Annotated in this window: 24 protein-coding genes and 3 tRNA genes; 15 read left to right on the forward strand and 12 right to left on the reverse strand. The window is 63.1% G+C overall.

The annotated features are described in order from the left end of the window. The first annotated feature begins 60 nt into the window (after window positions 1–60). From ASD80_RS04570 to ASD80_RS04600, 7 genes are all read left to right on the forward strand, one after another. Window positions 61–1,002: a carbohydrate ABC transporter permease gene (locus ASD80_RS04570; protein WP_082555059.1), complete on the forward strand. Its 942-nt coding sequence runs from the start codon at window positions 61–63 to the stop codon at window positions 1,000–1,002. Next, window positions 999–1,928, forward strand: coding sequence for a carbohydrate ABC transporter permease (locus ASD80_RS04575; RefSeq protein ID WP_056229597.1), 930 nt, complete (start codon window positions 999–1,001; stop codon window positions 1,926–1,928). The genes ASD80_RS04570 and ASD80_RS04575 overlap by 4 nt, the downstream gene beginning before the upstream one ends. Window positions 1,929–1,932: 4 nt before the next feature. Continuing rightward, a complete protein-coding gene (locus ASD80_RS04580; protein ID WP_056229600.1) occupies window positions 1,933–3,015 on the forward strand; it encodes an ABC transporter ATP-binding protein in 1,083 nt (360 codons plus the stop codon). Between the two features lie 190 nt (window positions 3,016–3,205). After that, entirely contained in the window at window positions 3,206–3,955 is a 750-nt protein-coding gene (locus tag ASD80_RS04585) for a sugar phosphate isomerase/epimerase family protein (protein ID WP_056229603.1), read from the forward strand. Between the two features lie 5 nt (window positions 3,956–3,960). Continuing rightward, a complete protein-coding gene (locus ASD80_RS04590; RefSeq protein ID WP_056229605.1) occupies window positions 3,961–5,100 on the forward strand; it encodes a Gfo/Idh/MocA family protein in 1,140 nt (379 codons plus the stop codon). Between the two features lie 150 nt (window positions 5,101–5,250). After that, entirely contained in the window at window positions 5,251–6,306 is a 1,056-nt protein-coding gene (locus ASD80_RS04595) for a sugar phosphate isomerase/epimerase family protein (protein ID WP_056229608.1), read from the forward strand. A 166-nt stretch (window positions 6,307–6,472) separates the two neighbouring features. Continuing rightward, window positions 6,473–7,624 (forward strand): Gfo/Idh/MocA family protein, encoded by a 1,152-nt coding sequence (locus tag ASD80_RS04600; RefSeq protein WP_056229611.1) that lies wholly within the window; start codon window positions 6,473–6,475, stop codon window positions 7,622–7,624. 106 nt (window positions 7,625–7,730) lie between these two features. Here the strand turns inward: ASD80_RS04600 and ASD80_RS04605 are convergent, their stop codons facing one another. The 3 genes from ASD80_RS04605 to ASD80_RS04615 all read right to left on the reverse strand — a co-directional run bounded on the left by ASD80_RS04605 (window position 7,731) and on the right by ASD80_RS04615 (window position 8,968). Continuing rightward, the gene (locus tag ASD80_RS04605; protein WP_056229612.1) at window positions 7,731–8,474 is read right to left on the reverse strand and encodes a sulfite exporter TauE/SafE family protein; all 744 of its coding nucleotides are present in this window, start codon (window positions 8,472–8,474) and stop codon (window positions 7,731–7,733) included. Between the two features lie 70 nt (window positions 8,475–8,544). Next, window positions 8,545–8,850, reverse strand: a complete 306-nt coding sequence (locus ASD80_RS04610; RefSeq protein ID WP_056229615.1) for an ETC complex I subunit — start codon at window positions 8,848–8,850, stop codon at window positions 8,545–8,547. 41 nt (window positions 8,851–8,891) lie between these two features. Then, window positions 8,892–8,968: transfer RNA gene (locus ASD80_RS04615), tRNA-Pro, on the reverse strand. A 103-nt stretch (window positions 8,969–9,071) separates the two neighbouring features. Here ASD80_RS04615 and ASD80_RS04620 point away from each other — a divergent pair. Next, window positions 9,072–9,809, forward strand: a complete 738-nt coding sequence (locus tag ASD80_RS04620; RefSeq protein WP_056229618.1) for a phosphatase PAP2 family protein — start codon at window positions 9,072–9,074, stop codon at window positions 9,807–9,809. On the opposite strand, the gene metC is transcribed toward ASD80_RS04620, so the two are convergent. After that, window positions 9,791–10,978 carry a cystathionine beta-lyase gene (gene metC, locus ASD80_RS04625; RefSeq protein WP_056229620.1) on the reverse strand — a complete coding sequence of 396 codons (1,188 nt, stop codon included), beginning with the start codon at window positions 10,976–10,978 and terminating at the stop codon, window positions 9,791–9,793. The two genes, ASD80_RS04620 and metC, sit on opposite strands and share 19 nt — an antisense overlap. Before the next feature lie 221 nt (window positions 10,979–11,199). On the opposite strand from metC, the gene ASD80_RS04630 reads away from it, so the two are divergent. From ASD80_RS04630 to ASD80_RS04650, 5 genes are all read left to right on the forward strand, one after another. Beyond that, window positions 11,200–12,216, forward strand: a complete 1,017-nt coding sequence (locus tag ASD80_RS04630) for an amino acid ABC transporter substrate-binding protein (RefSeq protein WP_056229623.1) — start codon at window positions 11,200–11,202, stop codon at window positions 12,214–12,216. A 111-nt stretch (window positions 12,217–12,327) separates the two neighbouring features. Beyond that, a complete protein-coding gene (locus ASD80_RS04635) occupies window positions 12,328–13,518 on the forward strand; it encodes an amino acid ABC transporter permease (protein ID WP_056229627.1) in 1,191 nt (396 codons plus the stop codon). 8 nt (window positions 13,519–13,526) lie between these two features. Further along, window positions 13,527–14,654: an amino acid ABC transporter permease gene (locus ASD80_RS04640; RefSeq protein WP_056229630.1), complete on the forward strand. Its 1,128-nt coding sequence runs from the start codon at window positions 13,527–13,529 to the stop codon at window positions 14,652–14,654. A 5-nt stretch (window positions 14,655–14,659) separates the two neighbouring features. Then, a complete protein-coding gene (locus ASD80_RS04645) occupies window positions 14,660–15,460 on the forward strand; it encodes an amino acid ABC transporter ATP-binding protein (protein ID WP_056229633.1) in 801 nt (266 codons plus the stop codon). A 215-nt stretch (window positions 15,461–15,675) separates the two neighbouring features. Beyond that, complete coding sequence (locus ASD80_RS04650) at window positions 15,676–16,707, forward strand: amino acid ABC transporter substrate-binding protein (RefSeq protein WP_200950231.1); 1,032 nt, start codon at window positions 15,676–15,678, stop codon at window positions 16,705–16,707. Here ASD80_RS04650 and ASD80_RS18685 read toward each other — a convergent pair whose 3' ends face one another. From ASD80_RS18685 to ASD80_RS04675, 5 genes are all read right to left on the reverse strand, one after another. After that, the gene (locus tag ASD80_RS18685; RefSeq protein ID WP_056229635.1) at window positions 16,708–17,424 is read right to left on the reverse strand and encodes an alanyl-tRNA editing protein; all 717 of its coding nucleotides are present in this window, start codon (window positions 17,422–17,424) and stop codon (window positions 16,708–16,710) included. A 12-nt stretch (window positions 17,425–17,436) separates the two neighbouring features. After that, window positions 17,437–18,891 (reverse strand): cardiolipin synthase, encoded by a 1,455-nt coding sequence (gene cls / locus ASD80_RS04660; protein WP_056229638.1) that lies wholly within the window; start codon window positions 18,889–18,891, stop codon window positions 17,437–17,439. 223 nt (window positions 18,892–19,114) lie between these two features. Then, window positions 19,115–20,158, reverse strand: a complete 1,044-nt coding sequence (locus ASD80_RS04665; protein ID WP_056229641.1) for a cysteine synthase A — start codon at window positions 20,156–20,158, stop codon at window positions 19,115–19,117. 270 nt (window positions 20,159–20,428) lie between these two features. Beyond that, the gene (locus tag ASD80_RS04670; protein WP_056229643.1) at window positions 20,429–20,899 is read right to left on the reverse strand and encodes an SRPBCC family protein; all 471 of its coding nucleotides are present in this window, start codon (window positions 20,897–20,899) and stop codon (window positions 20,429–20,431) included. Continuing rightward, on the reverse strand, window positions 20,896–22,110 hold the full coding sequence (locus ASD80_RS04675) for an MFS transporter (RefSeq protein ID WP_056229646.1): 1,215 nt from the start codon (window positions 22,108–22,110) through the stop codon (window positions 20,896–20,898). The genes ASD80_RS04670 and ASD80_RS04675 overlap by 4 nt, the downstream gene beginning before the upstream one ends. 123 nt (window positions 22,111–22,233) lie before the next feature. Here ASD80_RS04675 and ASD80_RS04680 point away from each other — a divergent pair, with 123 nt between their 5' ends. Continuing rightward, window positions 22,234–22,497 (forward strand): hypothetical protein, encoded by a 264-nt coding sequence (locus tag ASD80_RS04680; RefSeq protein ID WP_056229649.1) that lies wholly within the window; start codon window positions 22,234–22,236, stop codon window positions 22,495–22,497. Between the two features lie 34 nt (window positions 22,498–22,531). Here ASD80_RS04680 and ASD80_RS04685 read toward each other — a convergent pair. The 3 genes from ASD80_RS04685 to ASD80_RS04695 all read right to left on the reverse strand — a co-directional run bounded on the left by ASD80_RS04685 (window position 22,532) and on the right by ASD80_RS04695 (window position 24,519). After that, window positions 22,532–22,607 (reverse strand) — tRNA-Asn (locus ASD80_RS04685). A gap of 98 nt (window positions 22,608–22,705) precedes the next feature. Then, the gene (locus ASD80_RS04690) at window positions 22,706–23,311 is read right to left on the reverse strand and encodes a molybdenum cofactor guanylyltransferase (RefSeq protein ID WP_056229652.1); all 606 of its coding nucleotides are present in this window, start codon (window positions 23,309–23,311) and stop codon (window positions 22,706–22,708) included. Beyond that, complete coding sequence (locus tag ASD80_RS04695) at window positions 23,308–24,519, reverse strand: benzoate/H(+) symporter BenE family transporter (protein WP_244488934.1); 1,212 nt, start codon at window positions 24,517–24,519, stop codon at window positions 23,308–23,310. Before ASD80_RS04695 ends, ASD80_RS04690 begins: the two co-directional genes overlap by 4 nt. 163 nt (window positions 24,520–24,682) lie before the next feature. Between ASD80_RS04695 and ASD80_RS04700 the strand changes: the two genes are divergently transcribed. Next, window positions 24,683–24,756 (forward strand) — tRNA-Cys (locus ASD80_RS04700). The last annotated feature ends 39 nt before the right edge of the window (window positions 24,757–24,795 follow it).

Here is a 24,795-nt window from a genome sequence, read left to right on the forward strand (position 1 = left end):
CGTTGAAAGCGGTGGTCGGCCTTGATTGGCAAGGTCGACCACTTTCTTATGGAGAGACTGATGGCGGATACAGCCGTTCAGAGGGTAGAGGGCGCCGGAATATCCGGTCAGCGCGGCTTCCTTCGAAAAACCTTCGTTCACAACCTGCCCGCCAAGATTGCGGCCCTGCCGATGATCGCCACCGTGCTGATCGTCTTTGTCGGCTGCACACTCTGGACCATCTATTATTCGTTCACCAACTCCAAGCTCCTGCCGACCGGCAAGTTTGTCGGCTTCGATCAGTATGAACGCCTGTTCGGCACCTCGCGCTGGAATGTCTCGGTCACCAACCTGATCAGCTACGGCGCCATGTCGCTGGTGTTTACCCTGGTCCTGGGCTTCCTGCTCGCCGTGCTGATGGACCAGAAGATCCGCTTCGAAAGCGCCTTCCGCACCATCATGCTCTACCCTTTCGCCCTCAGCTTCATCGTGACGGGTCTCGTCTGGCAGTGGATCATGAACCCCACGCTGGGCCTGCAGACCACGATCCGCAATCTGGGCTGGACCGGGTTCAGCTTCGACTGGATCGCCAATCCGCGCATGGTGCTATTTGCGCTGCTGATCGCCGGGCTGTGGCAGGGCGTTGGCTTCTGCATGGTCCTCATGCTCGCCGGCCTGCGCGGCGTCGATGACGAGATTTGGAAAGCCGCCCGCGTTGACGGCATCCCCACCTGGCGCACCTATGTCTCGATCGTTTTGCCCATGATGCGCGGCGTGCTGGTGACGGCCGTGGTGCTGATCGGCTCAGGCATCGTCCGCCTTTACGACCTCGTCGTGGCGCTGACCAATGGCGGGCCCGGCATTTCGTCGGAAGTGCCCGCCAAATACGTCTATAATTACATGTTCTCGGGCGGCAATATCGGCCAGGGCCTGGCCGCGGCAAGCATGATGCTGCTGACCGTCGTCATCATCATGATCCCCTGGGCGTACCTCGAATTTGGCGGAAAGGGACGTCAGTCATGAGCCAGACCGCAACCATGGCCGGCTCCGCTCCGGACACCTCCGTCGGCGTCGAACCGCGTGGCCCCCGGCCCAAGCCGTTCTTCACCCCGACCAAGATCATCATTTATTCGGTCTTGGTCTTCTTCACCCTCTACTTCCTGTTTCCGCTCTACGTGATGGTGGTGACGTCGTTCAAGACGATGCCGGAAATCCGTTTCGGCAACATCTTCGCCTTCCCCAATCAGATCAATTTCGATGCCTGGATCAAGGCATGGACCAGCGCCTGTACCGGCTTGACCTGCGAGGGCCTGTCGCCCGGCTTCTGGAATTCGGTCAAGATCACCATTCCGAGCACCATCGTTTCGATCTTCATCGCGGCGGTAAACGGCTATGCCCTGATCAACTGGCGCTTCAAGGGTTCGGAACTCTTCTTCGCCATCCTCATCTTCGGTTCGTTCATCCCCTACCAGGTGTTCCTGTATCCGCTGGTGATGATCACCCGTGAAATGGGCATTTTCGGCACGCTGCAGGCTGTCATCATCGTGCACACCATCTTCGGCATGCCGATCCTGACACTGCTGTTCCGCAACTATTTCGGTTCGCTGCCGCAGGAGCTGTTCAAGGCTGCCCGCGTCGATGGGGCAGGGTTCTGGCGCATCTTCTTCGAGATCATGCTGCCCATGTCGCTGCCGATCTTCGTGGTCGCATTGATCCTGCAGGTGACCGGCATCTGGAACGACTTCCTGTTCGGCGTGGTTTTCGCCGGCACGAAGAACCTGCCGATGACCGTCCAGCTCAACAACATCGTCAATTCGGCTCAGGGTACGCCCGAATACAACGTCAACATGGCTGCGACCGTGCTGACGGGTCTGGTCCCCCTGATCATCTACTTTGTGTCCGGCAAGCTGTTTGTTCGCGGCGTCGCCGCCGGCGCCGTGAAGGGATAATCTCATGCAACATAGCGTTTCCATCCGCGATCTCTCGCTCAACTTCGGCAACGTGAAGGTGCTCGAGACTCTCAATCTCGACATCGAGCAGGGCGAGTTCATCGTCCTGCTCGGGCCCTCGGGTTGCGGCAAGTCCACGCTGCTCAACTGCATCGCCGGCCTGCTCGACGTCTCTGCCGGCCAGATCTTCATCAATGGCAAGAACGTTACCTGGGAAGAGCCCAAGGACCGTGGCATCGGCATGGTGTTCCAGTCCTACGCGCTCTACCCGCAGATGACGGTGGAGCGGAACCTCAGCTTCGGCCTGCGCGTCGCCGGCATGAAGAAGGAAGAGATCGAGCGCCGCGTCGCCCGCGCCGCCGAAATCCTCCAGATTCAGCCGCTGCTCGGCCGCAAGCCGGCCAACCTGTCCGGTGGCCAGCGCCAGCGCGTCGCCATCGGCCGTGCCCTGGTGCGCGACGTGGACGTGTTCCTGTTCGACGAGCCGCTGTCCAACCTCGATGCCAAGCTCCGTTCGGACCTGCGCGTCGAAATCAAGCGGCTGCATGCGCGGCTCAAGAACACGATGATCTACGTGACCCACGACCAGATCGAGGCCCTCACGCTGGCCGATCGCATCGCCATCATGAAGAATGGCGTGATCCAGCAGCTCGCCGATCCGCACACCATCTACAACAAGCCGGTCAATCTCTACGTCGCCGGCTTCATCGGTTCCCCGTCGATGAATTTTATCGAGGGCACGCTGGACGGCTCGTCCTTCACCGCCGAGGACGGCACGGCAATTCCCGTCGCGACCTACGACTTTGCCGACAAGTCCAAGGCAGCCGGCAAGGCCGTGCTGGGCGTTCGCCCCGAGCACATCCTGCTCGGCGAAGAAGCGGCCAGGATGCCGTACAATGCCGAAGTCGAGATCGAGATCGTCGAGCCCATGGGCTCGGACACGCTGGCCTGGACCAAGATCGCGGGCCGTCCCGTGACCTTCCGCGCTGCCAGCGACGTCCATCTCGAAGCGGGCCAGAAGCTGGTCGTCGGCTTCGATCCGGCCCGCGGCTCGTTCTTCAGCTCCGACACCACCGAGCGTCTGTAGCACCGGCCTTTTGCCACGCCGCGGCGGCGCCTCCGGGCGCCCCGCTCCCGTCTCGCCGCCGCCTCCTGGCCAGATATTACTTTTGCGGTGATTGGCCTGTCCGGCGGGCGCGACAACATTCCTGAACAAGGCTACCCGTGCATCGCCAATACGATGCCACCTGTCATTCCAACGTTACAAAGAGGCCACGATGACCGAACTGTCATTCCAGCTCTACAGCGCCCGCAATGTTCCCTCGCTAGAGGACTTCCTCGTTACGCTCGGCAAGCTGGGCTACACCCAGACCGAAGGTTTTGGTGGGCTCTATGCCGACGCCGCCGGCCTGGCCGCCAATCTCAGGAAGAACGGCCTCTCCATGCCGACCGGTCATTTCGGCCCGGCCCAGGTTGCCGACGTGTCCACGACGCTCAAGACCGCAGAAACCCTCGGCATGAAGAAGATCATCGTTCCCCATATCGGGCCCGAGGGTCGCAGCGAGGACGAGTCCAAGTGGCTCGAACTGGCCGAGACGCTGGCCAAGGCCGCCGAGACCTACACCAGGGAAGGTTACGGCTTCGGCTGGCACAACCACGATTTCGAATTCAAGCCGACCACCACCGGCCGCACGCCGATGGAAATCATCCTCGAAACCGCGCCCAAGATCGAATGGGAATGCGATGTGGCCTGGGTGGTGCGCGGCAAGGCCGATCCGATCGCCTGGTTCGACCGCTATGGCAGCCGCATCACCGCCGTCCACGTCAAGGATATCGCCCCCGCAGGGCAGAATCTCGATGAAGACGGCTGGGCCGATGTGGGCCACGGCGTGCTCGACTGGGACAACCTGATCGGTAAGGTGGAAGCCAAGACCAAGGCGCAGTATTTCGTCGCCGAACATGACAAGCCTTCCGATGCCGTGCGCTTCGCAACGCGCTCCATCGCTGCCGCAAAGAAGTGGAAGTAATCCAAATGGCCAAGACCTTTGGCGTCGGCATCATGGGTGCCGGCAATATCTCCAGCGCCTATCTGCGCTTGGCGCCTCTGTTCAAGGGGCTCGAAGTTCGGGCGGTCGCCGACATTCTTCCCGCGGCCGCCCAGAAGCGGGCCGAGGAATTCGGCGTCAAGGCGCAGACGCCCGACGAGCTGCTCAAGAACAGCGAAATCGACGTCATCGTGAACCTGACGATCCCCGCGACCCACTATGCGGTGTCGATGGATATCGTCTCGGCCGGCAAGCATGCCTATTCCGAAAAGCCCTTCGTGCTCAGCCTCGAAGAGGGCATGGCGCTGAAAAAGGCCGCCGATGATCGCGGCCTCAAGGTCGGCTCGGCCCCCGATACCTTCCTCGGCGGCGCCCACCAGCAGGCGCGCGACATCATCGACAGCGGCAAGCTCGGCAAGATCATGAGCGGCACGACGCATGTCATGAGCCGCGGCATGGAGCATTGGCATCCCAATCCGGACTTCTTCTTCCAGCCCGGCGCCGGCCCGATCCTCGATCTCGGTCCTTACTATGTCACCGACCTGATCCACCTGCTGGGACCGGTGAAGCGCCTCTCGGCCTTCACCAACATGGCCCGCACCGAGCGCGAAGTGACCGCCGAAGGCCCCTATAAGGGCACCTTCGTCAAGGTCGGCACCCCCACCACCATCCATGGCGTGCTCGAATTCGTTTCCGGCGCCATCATCACCATGGGCGCAAGCTGGGACGTGGCGGCGCATGGCCACCACAATATCGAACTCTATGGCACTGACGGCTCCATCTTCGTGCCCGATCCGAACTTCTTCGGCGGCGACCTGGTCACGGCCGACATTGCCGGCACCCGCAGCAAGGTGACCCCGTGGGATCACCCCTTCGGCAAGGCCAACCAGGATCTCGACAAGGACCATCCGCGCGCCAACTATCGCGCCGCGGGCCTCGCCGACATGATGGCCTCCATCGATGGCGGCTATAATGCCCGCTGTGGCCTCGATGTGGCGCTGCATGCCGTGGATGTGATGACCAGCCTGCTCAAGGCCGGCGAAAGCGGCCAGGTGCTGACCCTGTCGACCACCTGCGAGCGTCCCAAGGCACTCACCCCGGTCGAGGCACAGGCCCTTTTGAAATAATGAGGTGCGTACCTCATTGACAGGCCCATGGGCCTGTCGAACAATGTTCTAACGGACCTCGCCCTTCGACAAACTCGGGGTGAGGTCTACTGTTGAGTCGACAACGACAAGGCGCCGCCAAAGGCAGGGGCCCGAAAGAGGAGAAACGACATGCGCACCATCAAGGGGCCGGCTATTTTTCTGGCGCAGTTCGCGGGCGACGCGGCGCCGTTCAATTCCTTCGACGCCATCTGTGGCTGGGCCGCCAATTACGGCTACAAGGGTGTGCAGGTCCCGACCTGGGTCGGCAGCCTGATCGACCTCGAAAAGGCCGCGACCTCCAAGACCTATGCCGACGAACTGGCCGGCACCGCGGCAAAGCATGGCCTCGCGATCACCGAGTTGTCGACCCACCTGCAGGGCCAGCTCGTCGCCGCCCATCCGGTCTACGACACAATGCTCGACGGTTTCGCCCCGGCATCGGTCCACGGCAATCCCAAGGCGCGGCAGGAATGGGCAGTGCAGCAGCTCCACTGGGCGGCCAAGGCATCGAAGAATCTCGGCCTCACCGAACACGCGACCTTCTCGGGCGCGCTGGCCTGGCCCTTCCTCTATCCGTTCCCGCAACGCCCCGCCGGGCTGGTCGAAGAAGCCTTCGACGAACTGGCGCGCCGCTGGACCCCGATCCTCAACGCCTTCGACGAAAATGGCGTCGACGTCTGCTACGAGATCCATCCGGGCGAGGACCTGCATGACGGCGTCACCTACGAGATGTTCCTTGAGCGGGTGAACAACCATCCGCGCGCCAACCTGCTCTACGATCCCAGCCACTTCGTGCTGCAGCAGCTCGACTATCTCGACTACATCGACATCTACCACGAGCGGATCCGGATGTTCCACGTCAAGGATGCCGAGTTCAATCCGACCGGCCGCCAGGGCGTCTATTCGGGCTACCAGAGCTGGATCAACCGGGCGGGGCGCTTCCGCTCGCTCGGCGATGGCCAGGTCGATTTCGCCTCGATCTTCTCCAAGATGGCGCAGTATGACTTTGCCGGCTGGGCCGTGCTCGAATGGGAATGCGCCATCAAGCACCCCGAGGACGGCGCGCGCGAAGGCGCCGAGTTCATCAAGAATCACATCATCCGCGTCACCGAACACGCCTTCGACGACTTCGCCTCGTCGGGCACCGACAAGGCCGCAAACCGCAAGATGCTCGGGCTCTCCTGAAGCTGCCACGCCCTCGTGGTTCGAGGCGCTGAAGAAGCGCACCTCACCATGAGGGCTACTGATACACTGAGTTAAAAGTAGCCCTCATGGTGAGGTGCGAGTTCTTCGCGAGCCTCGAACCACGAGGGCGTGGTACAGACCACGCCACAAAACAAAGGAGGCATCAATGGCTGAAAACGGCGCAAAGCGCATTCGTCTGGGTATGGTCGGCGGCGGCACCGGAGCCTTTATCGGCTATGTCCACCGCGTCGCGTCCCGCATCGATGGCGACTACGACCTGGTGGCTGGCGCCCTGTCGTCACGCCCCGATGTAGCCAGGGAATCCGGCCGCAATATCGGCCTGGCAGAAGACCGCATTTACACCTCCTACGAGGACATGGCCCGCGCCGAAGCCGCGCGTCCGGACGGCATCGAGGCGGTCTCGATCGTCACGCCCAACCACATGCACTATGGTCCCGCCAAGGCCTTCCTCGAAGCCGGCATTCACGTCATCTGCGACAAGCCGCTCACGAGCACGCTCGAAGATGCCCGCAAACTGGCTGCCATCCAGCCGAAGAACGGCGCCAAATTCCTGCTGACCCACAATTACACCGGCTTTCCGCTGATCCGGCAGGCCCGCGAAATGGTGGAATCCGGCCGTCTCGGCAAGATCCGCGTTACCCAGGTCGAATATCCCCAGGATTGGCTGACCGAAGCCGCCGGCGAAGACAACAAGCAGGCCTCCTGGCGCACCGATCCGGCCCGCTCCGGCGCCGGCGGCGCCATCGGCGATATCGGCACCCACGCCTATAACCTCGCCCGCTTCGTCACCGGCCTCAAGACCGATTCGGTTTCGGCCGATCTCACCAGCTTCGTGCCAGGCCGCCAGCTTGATGACAACGTCCATATCCTGCTGCGCTTCGAAGGCGGCGCCAGGGGCATGCTCTGGGCCAGCCAGGTCGCCGTCGGCAACGAAAACGGCCTTCAGCTCCGCGTCTATGGCGACAAGGGCGGCCTCGAATGGCGCCAGGATAATCCGAACTACATGTGGTTCACCGAATTCGGCAAACCCAAGCAGCTTCTCACGCGCGGCGGCGCCATTTCCGGCACGGCCGCCTCGACCATGAATGTCCGCATTCCCTCGGGCCACCCCGAAGGGTATCTGGAAGCCTTCGCCACGCTCTACAGTCAGTTCGCCGCCATCATCCGTGGCGACGGCGCCGCCTATGAGGGCCTGTTACCCACCATGGCCGATGGCGTCGAAGGTATGCAGTTCATCACCGCCTCGGTGCAGTCGAGCCAGAACGACGGCAAGTGGACCAAGCTCAGCGAGGTCTGAGCTTTCCGGGAGGCTTCGCAAAAGCTCCGACACGGGGGTCGGAACGACTCCGTTGGATGAGGCCGCGCAGAAGTGCCCAACCCCTGGGCGCTTAGGTTTTTGATGGCTAGAGCCATTGCAAGACGCTGCCCCAGACCAGGGTTAGTCCCGAGACCAGCAGCAATAGCAGAATCAGGCGGCGGAAGGTCTGCATTGCCAGCCGCCGGAACAGCAAAACGCCCAGCACCGCTGGAATAGCAAGTGCCGGCGCGATCCACGCAAACATCACCAGCGCTTCGCCGGTGATGCCGCCTGACAGGGCATAGGCGCTGAGCGTGATGACGTGCATGGCAATATTGAACGCCTGCAGCACGCCGCGCTGCGTATCCTTGTCCCAGCCCCGCAATGCGGTCCATAGCGCCGGCACCGGCCCCGAAATCCCCGCCAGTCCGCCCAGTATGCCGCCGGCAAACCCGGCTGTGCCATCGGCTATCCGCCCGCCATGCCGCCAGGCATAATCCGCCGGCAACAGCAGCATGACTGGGCAATAGAGCAGCAGGAACACGCCCAGCGTGAACTTGAACAGCGTAGGGTCGACCCACTGCAGCAGCATCACGCCGAATGGCACGCCGATCAGGCCGCCGATCACCAGTGGCAGCAGGCGCCTGATATCAAATCCGCGCCACACCCAGGGCAGTGCTACCAATTGACCGACAAGCGAGCCGAAGACCGCCATTGGGGCCGCCAGTTGCGGGTCGATGGCCCAGGCCCAGATCGACAGGGCCACCAGCGAAAAGGCAAAGCCGGACACGCCTTGGGCGAACCCCGCTGCGGCGGCTCCAACCAGCACGATCAACAGCACGCTATCCATGCGGCCCCCCCAAAAAACAAAACGCCACAATCACTTGTGGCGCGTTGCATAATCCCTGTTGCCAGGACCTCTAATGCGTCCAGGGCGTCTTGCGGTCGGATTTGAAATTGTCGGGATAGCTCACGCGCTTGGGCGTGGCGTCATGCGCCGGCTGCACCGAATAGGCGATGCCGCTCTTCTGCGCATAGGCTTCCGCCTCTTCCTGTGTCTCGAAGCTCAGCCGCACCTGCTGGCGGGTATCGCCCGAGGTCGTATAGCCCATCAGCGGGTCGATGCTCTTGGATTCTGCCAGTTCGTGAACCAGCACCCAGTTCCTGGATTTCCCTTTTCCCGACTGCATGGCGTTACGGGCCGGGCGGTAGATACGGGCGGTCATGCAAGGTCCTCAACACGATGCGCTAAACGCTTCAGATGCGATGGTCGGAGTACAAAGATTCGAACTTTGGACCCCCGGTTCCCAAAACCGGTGCTCTACCAGGCTGAGCTACACTCCGAGATCGCCCATTCCGTTACCGTGTTCGGTTCCAAAGGGCAAGCAGCCGATGCGGCCACCCGCACTATTGACGCGAGGGGCCGCCGCCCGGCAAAACCATCGGCATGACCGATCTTACCAAGCCTTGGCCGCTGGGCCTCGATGGCCGGCGCTGGCCCTTGTTCTGCCTCGGTGTCGTCATCGGCGTGGCGCTGCTGTCGCAGCTCGATATCTGGGCTTCGCGCGGCGCCATCGGCTGGCCCGACCAGTGGCGCGCGCCGTTCTTCTTCATCACCGATTACGGCCTGTCGGACTGGGTGCTCATTCCCTCGCTGGTGGTGTTCGTCCTTGCCGTGCCGGCGGCGCTGCTGCTCAGGCGCCTGTCCCGTCTCGCTGCCATCGAAGTGGCCCTGCTGTCCGGCTTCATCTTCCTCGGCGTCGGCATACCGGGGCTCATCGCCAATCTGCTTAAGCGCCTCGTCGGCCGCGGCCGACCCAGTGAATTCGAAATTTCCGGCGCCTTCTCGTTCCAGAATTTCGTCAACGACTGGCGTTTCCAGAGCTTCCCGTCGGGCCATACCACCACGGCCATCGCCCTGGCTTTCACCATCGGCTTCCTCTGGCCGCGCCTGTTTCCGCTGTTCTTCGTCGTTGGTGCCCTGGTCGGTCTGTCGCGCGTGCCTGTGGGCATGCACTACCCCACCGACGTTTTCGGGGGGCTGATCGTCGGCATGCTTGGCGCCTACCTGGTGCGCAATCTTTTCGCCCGCCGCCGCTGGCTGTTCGAGACGCGCCCCGATGGCCGCATCGTGCCCCGCCGATTCGTTGCCCTCAGGCGCGCATTTCAACGCGCCCGCGCATAGCGCTCGATTGCCGCCTTGAGATCGGCCTTGAGGTCTTCGACACCTTCCAGCCCGATATGCAGCCGGAACAGGTTTCCCTCGGCGGTCCAAGGCTTGGCCGTGCGGTTCCTGCCCAACTTCACCGGAACGCAGAGGCTTTCATAGCCGCCCCATGAATAGCCCATCGTGAACAAGTTCAATCCATCGACAAACGCCGCCACCGAGGCACGCGGGGCAGGGGCCAGCAACAGGCCGAAAAGACTGCCCGAGCCGGTAAAATCGCGCTGCCACAGTGCATGATCGGGATGGCTCGGCAGCGCCGGGTGCAGCACCTGCACCACCTCGTCCTGTTCCTCCAGCCAGCGGGCAATCTCCAGCGCCCGCTGCTGGTGTTCCTTCATGCGGATCGCCAGCGTGCGCAGACCCCGCGCCACCAGAAAAGCCTCGTCCCCCGAGGTGAAAAAGCCGAGCTGCGCCCGCGTGCGCTCCACCTCGCCCCAGGCCGCCTCTGTGGTCGAGATCGTGCCGGCGAAGGCGTCGGAGTGCCCCACGAACATCTTGGTGCCGGCATGCACGACCAGATCGGCCCCCAGCGCCAGCGGCTGGTGATAGAGCGGGCTGGCCCAACTGTTATCGACGATGAGTCGGGCGCCCCCGTCATGCGCGGCCTTGGCCAGCGCCGGAATATCCTGCACCTCGAAGGTCAGCGAACCGGGGCTTTCGGCCAGCACGGCCTTGGTATTGGGCTGCATCAGCGCGCCCAACCCTGCGCCGATGCGCGGGTCGTAATATCGGGTGGTCACGCCCATGCGCGCCAGGAATCCGTCGCTGAACACCCGCCCCGGTTCATAGGCGCTGTCGCTGACCAGGATATCGTCCCCCGCCTTGACGCAGCTCAGTAGCGCAATGGTGATCGCCGCCAGCCCCGATGGCACCAGTCTCGTGCGATACGCCCCCTCCAGTTCGGTGACGATGGCCTCGACACCATCGGTTGTCGGATTGCCGGCCCGCCCATAGAGATAGGGTTGCTGCTGCGCCTCGATATCGGCGAGCGTTTTGAACAATACGGTCGAACCCCGATAGACCGGGGTATTGACAAAGCCGTATTGCTCGTCGGGCTTCCGACCCTCGTGAGTCAGTATCGTCTCGATGGAATGGCCGGAAAAGCTGCCGTTTTTGTTGTCATTCATACTAGGCTCGGTGCTCAAAATAGGATCATTTCGCGGTGGATGGCTAATTAAGAGACAGGTTTGCTGTCCCAAGCCGCCATCAGCCCTTGACGCAACACGCAATAGACGCTTGCATGCTTAACAGCATCACAACCGCCATTCAAAGGCGGTGGTGCAACCCGGGACGCTGGCGCAAGTCTGATGAGCTCCGGGACAGGGTCAGGAAACAAAAAGGCAATACAATGCAAAAAACGCTCGCAACGATCGCTCTGGCGGCCTCTCTCGGCCTCGTAGCGACGACGGCACAGGCGGCCATTCTCGATGACGTGAAAGCCAAGGGCTATCTGCAATGCGGTGTGACGGGCGGCGTCGCCGGCTTCTCCGCACCGGATTCGAACAACGTCTGGACTGGGCTCGAAGTCGATTTCTGCCGGGCCATGGCCGCTGCCATCTTCAACGATGCCGATGCTGTGCGCTACACCTCGCTGACCAGCCAGGAACGCTTCACCGCGCTGTCGGCCGGTGAAATCGACGTGCTGTCGCGCACCACCACCTGGACGATGAGCCGCGATACCCAGCTCGGCATCAGCTTCGTCGGTACCATGTACTATGACGGCCAGGGCTTCATGGTTCGCAAGGCCGATGGCATTGCCTCCGCTCTCGACCTCAGCGGCGCCGCCATCTGCATCGAATCGGGCACCACCACCGAGCTGAACGCGGCAGATTACTTCGCCGCCAACGGCATGGAATTCAACACCGTGGTCTTCGTCGACCAGGACGAAGTGGTGAAGGCCTATGAAGACGGCCGCTGCGACGTGTACACCACGGACTCCTCGGCCCTGGCTGCCGAACGTTCCAAGTTCGCCAACCCGGCCGACCACATCATCCTGCCGGAAATCATTTCCAAGGAGCCTCTCGGCCCCGTGGTCCGCGCCGGTGACACCACCTGGTTCAACATTGCCCGCTGGACCTATTTCGCCTTGCTCGAAGCCGAGGAACTCGGCGTTTCGCAGGCCAATGTCGATGAGATGCTTGGCTCGGACAACCCGGCCGTCAAGCGCCTGCTCGGCGTTGAAGGTGACTTCGGCACCCCGCTCGGCCTGACCAAGGACTGGGCCTACCAGATCGTCAAGCTGGTCGGTAACTACGCCGAGTCCTTCGAGCGCAACGTTGGTCCCTCCACCCCGATCGGGCTTGAGCGCGGCCTGAACGCGCTGTGGAAAGATGGTGGCATCCAGTACGCCGCGCCGATCCGCTAAAACTGAACAAGCCCGGCGCTCCCTTGTGGGGCGCCGGATGCTTTTGTTCCGTCGTCCGCCCCCTCGGGGTGGCGCGTGGAACGGCCGTCATGGCCTGGGGACACCTATCACATGACCACACTTGATACGGGGCCCGCTGCGGCCCCCAGGGTTTCGTTTTTCAACGATCCGGTAATCCGCGGCATCATCTACCAGGTCGTCGTGGCCGGCCTGCTGATTGCCTTCATTGTCTGGATCGTCGGCAACACCGCTGCGAACCTCGCCGCGCAAAACAAGACGACCGGTTTCGATTTCCTCTGGAAGACGGCCGGCTTCGACATCAGCTTCTCGCTGTTCCCCTGGTCGCGCGCCTCCTTTTACTGGGAAGCCTTCCTGGTTGGCATCACCAATACGCTGCTGGTCGCCTTTATCGGCATCGTTCTGGCCACCATGCTGGGCTTCACCATCGGCATAGCGCGCCTCTCCAGCAATTTCATCGTGTCGCGCCTGGCCACGGTCTATGTCGAGACCATCCGCAACATCCCGCTGCTGCTGCAACTGTTCTTCTGGTATTTCGCCGTGCTCAAGGCGATGCCCTCGGTGCGCGAGTCGATCCTTCTGCCCTTCGATTCCTTCATCAACCAGCGTGGTATCTTCGTGCCGCGCCCCATGCCCGACGAGCAGTTCGGCTTCGTCTGGATCGGGGTGGCTCTGGCCATATTGGCCATCATCGCGCTGCGGTTCTGGGCAAAAAAGCGCCTCGAAGCCACCGGCCGGCGCTTCCCGGTATTCCTGTCCTCGGTTGCCCTGCTGATCGTCCTGCCGGGCCTCGTCTGGTTTGCCAGCGGCGCCAGCGTCGCTTTCGAGCCGCCGGTGCTGGAGCGCTTCAACTTCAAGGGCGGCATCCAACTGCCCCCCGAATTCGTCGCCCTGCTGTTCGGCCTCTCCATCTATACGGCGTCCTTCATTGCCGAAACGGTTCGTGCCGGCATTCAGGCCGTCAACAAGGGGCAGACCGAGGCGGCCCAGTCGCTCGGCCTCAAGGAGGGTGACCGGCTGCGCCTGGTCATCGTGCCCCAGGCCATGCGGGTCATCATCCCGCCACTGACCAGCCAGTATCTCAACCTCACGAAGAACTCCTCGCTCGGCGCCGCCATCGGCTATCCCGAGCTGGTCAACGTCTTCGCGGGGACGGCCCTGAACCAGACCGGCCGCGCCATCGAATGTATTGCGCTGACCATGCTGGTCTATCTCATCTTCTCTCTCCTGACCTCGGTGATTATGAACTGGTACAATGCCCGCGTCAGCCTGGTGGAAAGGTAGGAGCCGCCATGACCGACCTTGCATTCGTCCGCTCCGATCTGGTTGATGCCAAGCCGCCACCGCACCGCACCAGCGGCGCGTGGGCCTGGGCACAGAAGAACCTGTTCGCCACCCCGCTCGACACGCTTCTCACCGTGCTGGGCATCCTCTTCCTGCTCTGGGTGGTGCCGCCGATCTACAATTTCTTCATCGGTCACGCCGTTGGTCCCAACGGCACCGTCGAAGAGTGCCGCATGGAAACAGCCGGCGCCTGCTGGGCCTATATCAGCAGCGAGATGGAGTTCTTCATCTACGGCTTCTACGACATCCCCGAACACTGGCGTCCCAATATCGTCTTCGCCCTGGGCGCGCTGCTGTTCATTCCGCTGTTGATGCCCAAAGTGCCGTTCAAGCGCACCAATGCGGTGCTCTTCCTCTTCGTCTACCCCATCGTCAGCTACTACCTGCTGGCCGGTGGCGTCTTCGGCCTCAAGCCGATGCCGACCGAAAAGTGGGGCGGCCTGCTGGTCACCCTGATCATTTCGGTGGTGGGCATCACTTTGTCCTTCCCCATCGGCATCGTCCTGGCGCTCGGGCGCCAGTCCAAGATGCCGGTCATCAAGACGCTGTGTATCGGCTTCATCGAGCTGGTGCGCGCCGTGCCGCTGATCAGCGTGCTGTTCATGGCCTCGATCATGCTGCCGCTGTTCATGCCCCAGGGCATGACCATCGACAAATTGCTGCGGGCTCTGGTGGGCGTCACCCTCTTCACCTCTGCCTATATGGCCGAAGTGGTGCGCGGAGGCCTCCAGGCCATTCCACGCGGACAATATGAAGCCGGTGCCTCGCTTGGCCTGGGCTACTGGCAGAGGATGTATTTCATCATCCTGCCCCAGGCGCTCAAGCATGTGATCCCCGGCATCGTGAACAGCTTCATCGCGCTCTTCAAGGATACGTCGCTTGTCTACATCGTGGGCATGAAAGACCTGCTCGAGGCGGTGAAGACCAAGAACGACACCGCACTCGAATGGCAGTCCGCCAATACGGCCACCACCGGCTATCTGTTTGCCGCCATGGTCTTCTGGGTCTTCTGCTTCGGCATGTCGCGCTATTCCATCTTCATGGAGCGCCGTCTCAATACTGGCTACAAGAGGTAGTTCAAATGTCTCAGGTTTCCGAAACTACCGTGGATCGCCCGGTCAACACCTCTCATATGCAGGTGTCCTCGACCAATGTGGCCATCGAGGTCATCGGCATGCACAAATGGTACGCCGACTTCCATGTGCTGCGCGACATCAACCTCAAGGTGATGGAGGGCGAGCGCATCGTCATTGCCGGGCCCTCGGGCTCCGGCAAGTCGACGCTCATCCGCTGCATCAACCGGCTGGAGGAGCACCAGGAAGGCCAGATCATCGTCAATGGCACGGAACTGACCGCCGACCTCAAGCGCATCGATGAGGTGCGCCGCGAAGTGGGCATGGTGTTCCAGCATTTCAACCTGTTCCCCCATCTCACTATTCTGCAGAACCTGACTTTGGCCCCCATCTGGGTGCGCGGCATCCCCAAGGCCGAGGCCGAGGATACGGCGATGCATTATCTCGAGCGGGTCAAGATTCCGGAACAGGCCCTGAAGTTCCCCGGCCAGCTCTCGGGTGGCCAGCAGCAGCGCGTGGCCATTGCCCGCTCGCTCTGCATGCAGCCGCGCATCATGCTGTTCGACGAGCCGACTTCCGCCCTCGACCCCGAAATGGTCAAGGAGGTGCTCGAAGTGATGATCTCGCTGGCCGAAGACGGCATGACCATGATCTGCGTGACCCACGAAATGGGCTTTGCCCGCCAGGTGGCCAACCGCGTCATCTTCATGGATCAGGGCCAGATCATCGAGCAGAACGAGCCCGAGGCCTTCTTCTCGAACCCGCAGCACGAGCGCACCAAGCTCTTCCTCAGCCAGATCCTGCACTAGGAGCCGGCCAAGGGGCGCGTCGCCTTCGAAACCAACCCCTCCATCGTCATCACCCGGCTTGTCCGGGTGATCCATCTCTCGACGCCGGGCAGGGCATTGGATTGGCCGCGTGCGGTGCTCACATCCAGCATAATGCACAGGGCAATCCACCGCCCGGCTTGACCACATCCCTCCGCCTGCCAATATGCTGGCACAAGGCAAGGGAAGCCGCCGGTTTGATCAGATTTTTCAAGCGATTGCTGTCTTTGGCAGCGGGCTTTGCCTGCGCGCTGACGCTCGCCGTCGCTCCGGCGAGCGCACAAACCCTCGATGCCGTGCGCGAGCGCGGCTTTCTGATCTGCGGCGCCACCAATCCGCTGCCCGGCTTTGCCCAGCAGGATGCCCAGGGCCGCTGGTCGGGCTTTGACGTCGATCTCTGCCGCGGCATTGCCGCCGCCATATTCGGTGATCCCGAAAAAATCGAATTCCGGCCCCTGCGTGGCGAAACCCGCTTCGCGCCGCTGCAGACCGGAATGGTCGACGTGCTGACCCGCAACGGTCCCTGGACCGAGCGTCGCGACACCCTCTATGGCGCCGCCTATGTCGGCACCGCCTTCTTTGACGGCCAGGCCTTCCTCGTGCCGCAGTCGCTTGGCGCCGTCTCGGCCTTCGAACTCGACAATGTCAGCGTCTGCGTCCTCGATGGCGGCGAGGAACTGGAGCGTATCCAGGACTTCTTCTTCACCAACCAGGCCAGTTATACCGAGGTTCCCTACGAGGATGTCGCCGACCTGGCCGTCGCCTATCAGGCCGGCCTCTGCCAGGCTGTCTCGGCCTCCGGCCGCCAGCTTCAGGCCATCCGCCGGGCGTTGCCCGATCCGTCGGCCCACCGCATCCTGCCCGAGCGCATCTCCAAGGAATTGCTCGGCCCCGTGGTCCGTGAAGGTGACTCGCAGTGGTTCAATATCGTCCGCTGGACACTGTTCACCCTGATCAATGCCGAGGAGGTCGGCATCACCCAGGCCAATGTCGATTCCCTGCTCGCCGCCCGCACCCCGGCCGTGCGCCGCATTCTCGGCGTCGAGGGCGATTTCGGCACGCCCCTCGGCCTCAGCCCGTCCTTCATGGCCGACGTGCTGCGTGCCGTGGGCAATTACGGCGAGCTCTACGACCGCCATTTCGGCCCCCAGACCGGCGCCGCCCTGCTGCGCGGCCAGAACGGCCTCTGGACCAATGGCGGCCAGCTCTACGCCCCGCCAGTGCGCTAGCTACTCCGCGAAAACCAGGCTCACGCGCCGGTTCTGCTTGCCCTTCTTCTCGATCTTGCCCAGCGCCAGCCGGCCGATCTCGCCCGTCTGGCGCACATGCGTCCCGCCGCAAGGCTGCAGATCCACGTCCCCGATGCGGATCAGCCGTACGCGCCCCTGGCCCATGGGCGGCTTCACATTCATCGTCTTGATCAGGTCCGGATTGGCGGCCATTTCGGCATCGGTGATCCATTCCTGCGTCACCGCATGATCGCCCTCGACCATGGCATTGAGCGCCGCTTCCAGCGTCGGTAGGTCCTCAGGCACCTCGGGCATGTCGAAATCGAGCCGCCCTTTGTCCTCGCCCACCGAGCCGCCGGTCACCGCAAACGGAAACACCACTGACAGCAAATGCAGCGCCGTGTGCATCCGCATCAGCCGATAGCGTCGCGCCCAGGCGATGCCGGCCGTCACCGCATCGCCCACCACCACCGAACCCTGTCCCTCCACCGGCATATGCACGATCCGCGTCTTGTCACCCTCCGGATGGATCGCCGTCGCAATGGATATGACCGACCCATCCGCCAGCGTGATCGTCCCACTGTCGCCCGGCTGGCCGCCCGAGGCGGCATAGAACACCGTTCGGTCCAGCACGATCCCGCCATCCGCGGTCACATCGACCACCCTGGCCGGCGTGGATTGCAGGTAGCTGTCGTCGCGGAACAGGAAGTCGGTCATGGTGAAAAATTCTCAGAGCAGGGGGGAGAGCAGTTTGGCGGCCTGGGTCAGGAAGCGCATGGGCAGCGTCCGGCCCTTGACCTCCTCCATGTCGACCTGCCGGCAAAGCTTGAAATCCTCCACCAGCATGGTCTCGACATTGGCAATGGTCTGCTGATCGGCAAACCACAGGGTGATCTCGAAATTGATGGCAAAGGAGCGGTTGTCGAAATTGACGCTGCCGATCGAGGCGATCTGGTCGTCCATCAGCACCACCTTCTGGTGCAGGAACCCGTCCTGGTAGCGGTAGATGGCAACGCCATGCTCGATCATCGCATCGGCATGGGCAATGCTGGCCAGCCACACCAGCTTGTGGTCCGGCTCGTTGGGCAGCATCACCCGCACATCGACACCGCGCAGCTTGGCCGCATACAGCGCCGTGCGGATATCGGTGTCGGGCACGAAATAGGGGCTGACGATCCATACCCGTTCCCGCGCCCGCCCGATAATGTCGGTAAAGGCAATGGCGCATTCTTCCAGCTTGTCCGCCGGCCCGCTCCCCATCACCAGCACCGACTGGTCGCCCGGTGTGGCTACCGTTTCGGGCGGCGTGGCCGGCAATACTTCGCCGGTCGCCCATTCCCAGTCCTCGCGGAACAGCAGTGCGCAGCCCAGGGCCGCCGGCCCCGAAACCCGCACATGCGTATCGCGCCAGCGCCCGAAGCGCGGATCCTCGCCGAGATATTCCACGCCCACATTATGCCCGCCCACCCAGGCATGCTCGCCGTCCACCACCACGATCTTGCGGTGGTTGCGATAGTTGATCCGGGTCGGCCCGTAGAAGCGCAGGAATTTGTGGCGCTGGTTGAAGCCGGCCACCTTGATCCCCGCCTTGCGCAATTCGGCCCGGTAGCGCTTGGGCATGCCGGTGCTGCCGATATCGTCATAGAGCAGATAGACCTTCACCCCTGCATTGGCCCGCTCGATCAGCCGCTCCGCCAGCTCCTGCCCCAGCGCATCGTCCCGCACGATGTAGAACTGCACCAGCAGGTAGTCTTTTGCCTTCTCGATGCCCTCGAAGATCGAGTCGAACGTCGCCCGCCCATCCACCAGCAATTCCACGTCATTGCCGTTGAGAAACGGCACTTCCGACACCTTCACCTGTACCGGCCACCTATGGCTGGTTTCCCGGTCGATCAGCGCCAGGTCCTTGGCGCGCAGCGGTCGGGCCGCGCGGCCATTGCGGATGCGATCGGTGGCATAATCGTCGAACGCCTTCCAGCCGAACAGCAGATAAAGCACCACCGTCGGCAGAGGCAGTAGCGCCAGCGCGAGGATCCAGGCAATGGACCCCTGCGAGGTCCGCGAATTCATGATTTCGCGCACCGCGCAGACAAAGGCCAGCACATAGATCGCCGCCAGGATGGCCGCCACGACATGCAGCTCGGCCAGTAGCGTACCCAGATAATACTCGATACCGATCAACATGTGCCCCGGAGTCGTGAGGGCGTCACTCTATCAGCGTGCCATGATTGAACAATGCCGGCGTGCCTTGTCCTTTCCTCTCCCCTTGAGGGAGGGATGCTTTTCTGCGTTCAGCAGAAAAGCTGGGTGAGGGGTTCGCACTCCCCCATGCTTCAATGCCTGAGGAAGCTACCCCTCATCCGCCCTTCGGGCACCTTCTCCCGCAAGGGGAGAAGGGGGAGTCCCGCTATTCCGCCTCGATCACATCCGAAATGTCGATCGGTGCGCGCCCCTCCAGCCAGCTCGGAACCGGCAGGCCTTTTTCGTGCAGGAAGGCGGGGTTGAATATCTTGCTGGCATAACGGTTGCCATAGTCGCACAGCACCGTGACGATGGTCTTGCCCGGCCCTAGGTCGCGCGCCATGCGCACTGCGCCGGCGATGTTGATGGCGCTCGATCCGCCCAGGCACAGGCCTTCATGTTCGAGCAGGTCGAAAATGTAGGGCAGGGCCTCGGCGTCCGGGATTTGATAGGGGTTGTCGACTGTCAACCCTTCGAGGTTCGCCGTGATACGACCCTGGCCGATGCCCTCGGTGATCGAACCGCCCGCGGATTTCAGCTCCCCATGGGCATAGAAATTGTAGAGCGCCGCGCCCTCCGGGTCGGCCAGCCCGATCTTCACGTCCTTGCTGCGCGCGCGCAGCGCCTCGGCCACGCCGGCCAGCGTCCCGCCCGATCCCACGGCGCAGATGAAGCCGTCGATGCGCCCACCCGTCTGTTGCCAGATTTCGGGCCCGGTGGTTTCCACATGGGCGCGCTTGTTGGCGACATTGTCGAACTGGTTGGCCCAGATGGCCCCGCCCGGCAGTTCCCGGTTGAGCTTTTCGGCCAGGCGGCCCGAAATCTTGATAAAGTTATTGGGGTTCTTGTAGGGCTTGGCCGGAACCTCGATCAACTCGGCGCCATACAGCCGCAGCGCATCCTTCTTTTCCTGGCTCTGCGTCTCGGGGATGACGATCACCGATTTGAAGCCCAGCGAATTGGCGACCAGCGTCAGCCCGATGCCGGTATTGCCGGCCGTGCCCTCGACAATGGTGCCGCCCGGCTTGAGCGCGCCCGATTTCACCGCATCGTGGATGATGAAGAGCGCCGCCCGATCCTTCACCGACTGGCCCGGATTGAGGAATTCCGCCTTGCCCCAGATTTCGCATCCCGTCAGCTCGGACACCCGGTTGAGACGGATCAGCGGCGTGTTGCCGATGGCGGAAATCAGGTCTTCGTGCTTGGACATGGGGTCAATCTGGAAGGTCTAGGAAAGACTTATGCTAGGTGCCCGACTGTCCCCCGGCAAGCCTTAACCGCCTCTGGCGGCAAGGCTTTTCGCCACGCAGCGGCGCCACGCAACGTCCGTGCGCCAATGGCTCCCCGACGCAATTTCATTCCTGGCTTCACCGGGTCATTCCCGCGAAAGTGGAAACATCCGTTTATGTGGATTGTCCTGCAACCGCGGTTCCCGCTTTCGCGGGGATGACAGTGTAATGCTGGAGCCATGCGCCCGCTTCTATTCCATCACCTCGGCCAGATGCTCCAGCGCCGCGCTCCAGGCTTCCATCGAAAAGATGCGCGATTCCGGATCGGCATGGGCCAGGCCGCGTTCGGTGAGCGTCACCTGCGTCTGGTCCTCGCCCAGGGCCTTGAAGGCGATTTCGAGCACGAAGATCAGCTCTTCGGCATCGTCGTCGTCGCCATCCTTGTGGACCCAGCTCATGACGAGCTTTTCGTTTTCCTTGAATTGCAGGATTTCCCCGCTGACCACATGATCTTCGGGGTCCTCGTCGTCGCCGAAGGTGGTGAATGTATATTCCCCGCCCTCGAAGGCATCGAGTTCCGCCGCGTCGGCCTGCCATTGCTCGATCAGCGCCGGGTCGGTCCAGGCCGCGAACACGTCGTCGATATGGGCGTCGATGGTCCGGGTCAGGGTGATCTGGCTTTCGCCATCGATATCCATGCCGTTGCCGTCGGTGTTGCTCATGCCGGCTCCTTGTGCAGTTCCGCGTGTCGCGGCAGGAAGATGGTGAGGAAACCGAGGAACGGCAAGAAGGCACAGAGGCCGAATGTGGCGACGATGCCGATATGGTCGGCCAGCAGGCCCAGCACCGCCGCGCCGATGGCGCCGATGCCGAAGGCAAAGCCGAACACGAAACCCGCGACCATGCCGACCTTGCCCGGCACCAGTTCCTGCGCATAGACCACGATGGCCGAAAAGGCCGACGATAGGATCAGCCCCACGGCCACGCTGACGATGGCGGTCCCCATCAGGTTCATATGCGGCAGCAGCAGCGTGAAGGGCAGGGCGCCCACGATGGAGCACCAGATCACCGTCAGCCGCCCGAACCGGTCGCCCACCGGCCCGCCGATAAAGGTGCCGGCCGCGATGGCCCCGAGGAACAGGAACAGGTAGAGCTGCGCCTCCTCGGCGGAGAGCCCGAATTTCTCGATCAGGAAGAAGCTGTAATAGCTGGTGATCGAGGAAATATAGACATACTTGCTCAGCAGCAACGCGCCGATGACGAGGAACGCCACCGTCAGCCGCCGCCGCGACAGGATTTGCCGCGCCGCCTTGAGCACCGGCTTGCCCGAATGGGCCCGTTGATGGGCCGCATACCAGCGGCCCACCGCGCTCAGGATCACCAGGGCCGTGATGGCGACCAATGCAAACCAGATCGTGCTGCCCTGTCCGCGCGGCAACAGGAAATAGGCTGCCGCCAACGGCCCGATGGACGTGCCGATATTGCCGCCCACCTGGAACAGCGATTGTGCGAAGCCCAGCCGCCCACCCGATGCCAGCCGCGCCACGCGCGAGGCTTCGGGGTGGAAGATGGCCGAACCGACGCCGCCGACCATGGCCGCCAGCACCAGCAGGCCGAAACTGTTGGCCGTGGCGATCAGCACAACGCCGGCCACGGCGAACACCATGGACAGCGCCAGCGCATAAGGCATCGGATTCTTGTCGGTGTAATAGCCCACCAGCGGCTGCAGCAGCGACGCCGTCATCTGCTGCGCCAGCGTGATCAGCCCGATCTGCACATAATCCAGCCCATAGGCGTCCTTGAGCAGCGGATAGAGCGCCGGCAGCAGGAACTGCATCAGGTCGTTGAGCAGATGCGAGGCGCTGACCGCCAGGATGATGATGACTGATGTCCGCTGCACCGCCGGTGCAGTCTTGGCCGAAACGGCGTCCATGAGAGAAGTCCAAAATGCCTAGAATATGAGCAGGCACCCGTACCCCGCCCCACCGGCGCTGGCAATGGCTGCCATCTTTGCAACAACAATGACGCGCCTGCGTTTTGTCGCAGGGAGGATACCATGACCATCAATCATTTCGTCGTATCTCAGCGCGACAGCGTTTGGCAGTTCAGCTTCAGGGGCGATGTTACCGCGCCTTTCGCCGGCAGGAAGGCCGCCATCGATGCCGCCATCGCCGAGGCCGGCAAGGTCGCGGATTCCGAAGTGGTCCTGCGGGACGGCGATGTGCATAGCGAGACGATCTGGCGCAGCGGCCAGGCCGATCTCAGCGCACACGAATCCGAGCGCCTGGCGGCCGATATCGAGCGCGACAGGGATGCCTGACGACGCCCATCGGACTATCGGGGATGGAAGGAAATGGCTCCGCGAGCTGGACTCGAACCAGCGACCATTCGATTAACAGTCGAACGCTCTACCAACTGAGCTATCGCGGAACATCGATGCCTCCTCAGCGGAAGCGAGGTCCATGTAACGGACTTGTTTTGGTTTGCCAAGCCCTTTTGCCCCGATGTGTAAAAGTCGGGTGAGGGGGCTATTCGCGCCGCTCCAGCGCCAGCAGGTCCGCCAACGTATTGACGTTGAGGAACGGGTCGGCTGCATGCCGGCTGGTCCAGTCTGCCAGCCGTGCCCCCATGCTGGCCTGCAAGGCCTTGAGACTGCCCGGCGCCGTGCCGGCCGTGACCCGTCCCGGCAGCTCGGCCAGCGCCTCGATCCGCCAGATCGCGTTGGGCGGATAAAAGCCCGCGCCCCAGCCGGCAAAGGCCGCTGGGGCATCGCGCAATTCGTCGAGCATCATTGTCGCGAAATCGTCCGGCAGGAACGGCGTATCCACCGCCGCCGAGATCAGCAGTCCCTCCCTGATTCCCCGGACCCGCAGGGCCGCAACCGCCGCCGCCAGCCCCGCCAGCGGCCCGCCCACCGGCGCATCGAGGTCGGTCACGGCCACCGCGTCATCCCGCCGCCCCCGCCCGTCATCGACTGGTCCCACCGCGATCATCACAGGAGCCGCGACCGTCCCCAGCGCCTCGGCGACACGATCGACCAGCCGTCGTCCGCCGATCCGCAAGTCCGCCTTGCGCACGCCGCCCAGACGCTCGCCTCTGCCCCCCGCGATGATCACACCATGCGGCAAGCTCACTTGCCGGTCGTCTCCGGTTCGGGCCGGGTGCCCAAACGCAGCACCACCATCATGCCGATGCCCGCCACCAGCCCCCAGAACGGGGCGCCGACCCCGATAATGGTGATTCCCGACGCCGTGGTGATGAAGGTCAGTGCTGCCGGCAGCCGCGTTTCCTCGATCACCAGCGCGCCCGATAGCGCCGCCGCCAGGCTCGACAGCAGCGCCAGCCCCGCCACGGCCTGGATCAGTAACGGCGGTGAGGCGGCGATGAAGGCGGCGGCCAGGCTCGCGGCCGGCGCCAGCAGCAGATAGACGACGCCCGCCGAGACCGGCGCCGGCCAGCGCTTCGCCTTGTCGGGATGCGCCTCGGGACCGGCGCAGATCGCCGCGGTAATGGCCGCCAGATTGCTGCTATGCCCACCGAAGAAGGCCGTCGCCGCGCTGGCAATGCCGGTGATGATAAAGAGCGGCGCCGGCTTCAGCTCGTAGCCATTGGCCTTCATCACGGCTAGGCCCGGCAGGTTCTGCGAGGCCATGGTAACGACATAGAGCGGCAAGCCGATCCGCAATATGGCGTCCAGCGTAAAGACCGGCATGACCGGCACCAGGCTCGGCCAGCTCCCGTCCAGCGCCCCCGCCGGCAGGTGCGTGGTCGTCGCCAGCACGATCCCCGTCACCACCACCGCAATCGGCACCGCATAGCGCTTGGCAAAGCGCAGCCCGATCACCCAGGCGAGCAGGATCGGCAGCGCCAGCATCGGCATTTCGGCGACCGCGGTGATCGGGGCGAGGCACAGCGTGAACAGCATGCCCGCCAGCATGCCATTGGCCAGTGGCGCCGGAATTGCCGCGATCAGCCGGGCCAGCGGCTTGATCAGCCCGGTCAGCACGATCAGCGCCGCCGCCACGAGAAATGCCCCCGCCACCGCCGGAAATCCGCCCACCGGCTCGCCCACCGTCAGGATAAAGGCCACGCCCGGCGTCGACCAGGCGAAGCTCACCGGCAGCTTCACCCGCGCGCTGGCCACGATATTGAGGATGCCGATGGCGATACACACGCTCATCAGCCCGGAGCCGGCCTGCTGCGGCGAGGCGCCGGTGGCGGTCAGCGCCGCCAGGACCAGCGTGAAGGTGCTGGCATAGCCCACAATCGCGGCCAGCGCCCCGGCCATCACCGGCTGCAGATACTCGCGCCGGCCGCCGCCGGCTTCCATTCGATCGCTCACCGCTTTTCCCCGCTTCGTGCGCCAGCAACCTATGCAAGCACGGGGTTCGGGTGAAGCGCAAAACGGCATCGGCCGCACCGTTCACGGCGCCGTGAGAAAATAACCCTTTGGCAACCCGATGCCTTGCATAAGAAGGGGCGCTGGACTAGAACCCCGCGCCAGAGGCCACGTGGCGGAGTGGTTACGCAGCGGATTGCAAATCCGCGTACTCCGGTTCAATTCCGGACGTGGCCTCCAATGATTTTCCAGATAGTGTCAGGTGATTGTCGATCGTTC

It is taken from the genome of Devosia sp. Root635, from assembly GCF_001427605.1.
Taxonomy (GTDB): Bacteria; Pseudomonadota; Alphaproteobacteria; order Rhizobiales; family Devosiaceae; genus Devosia.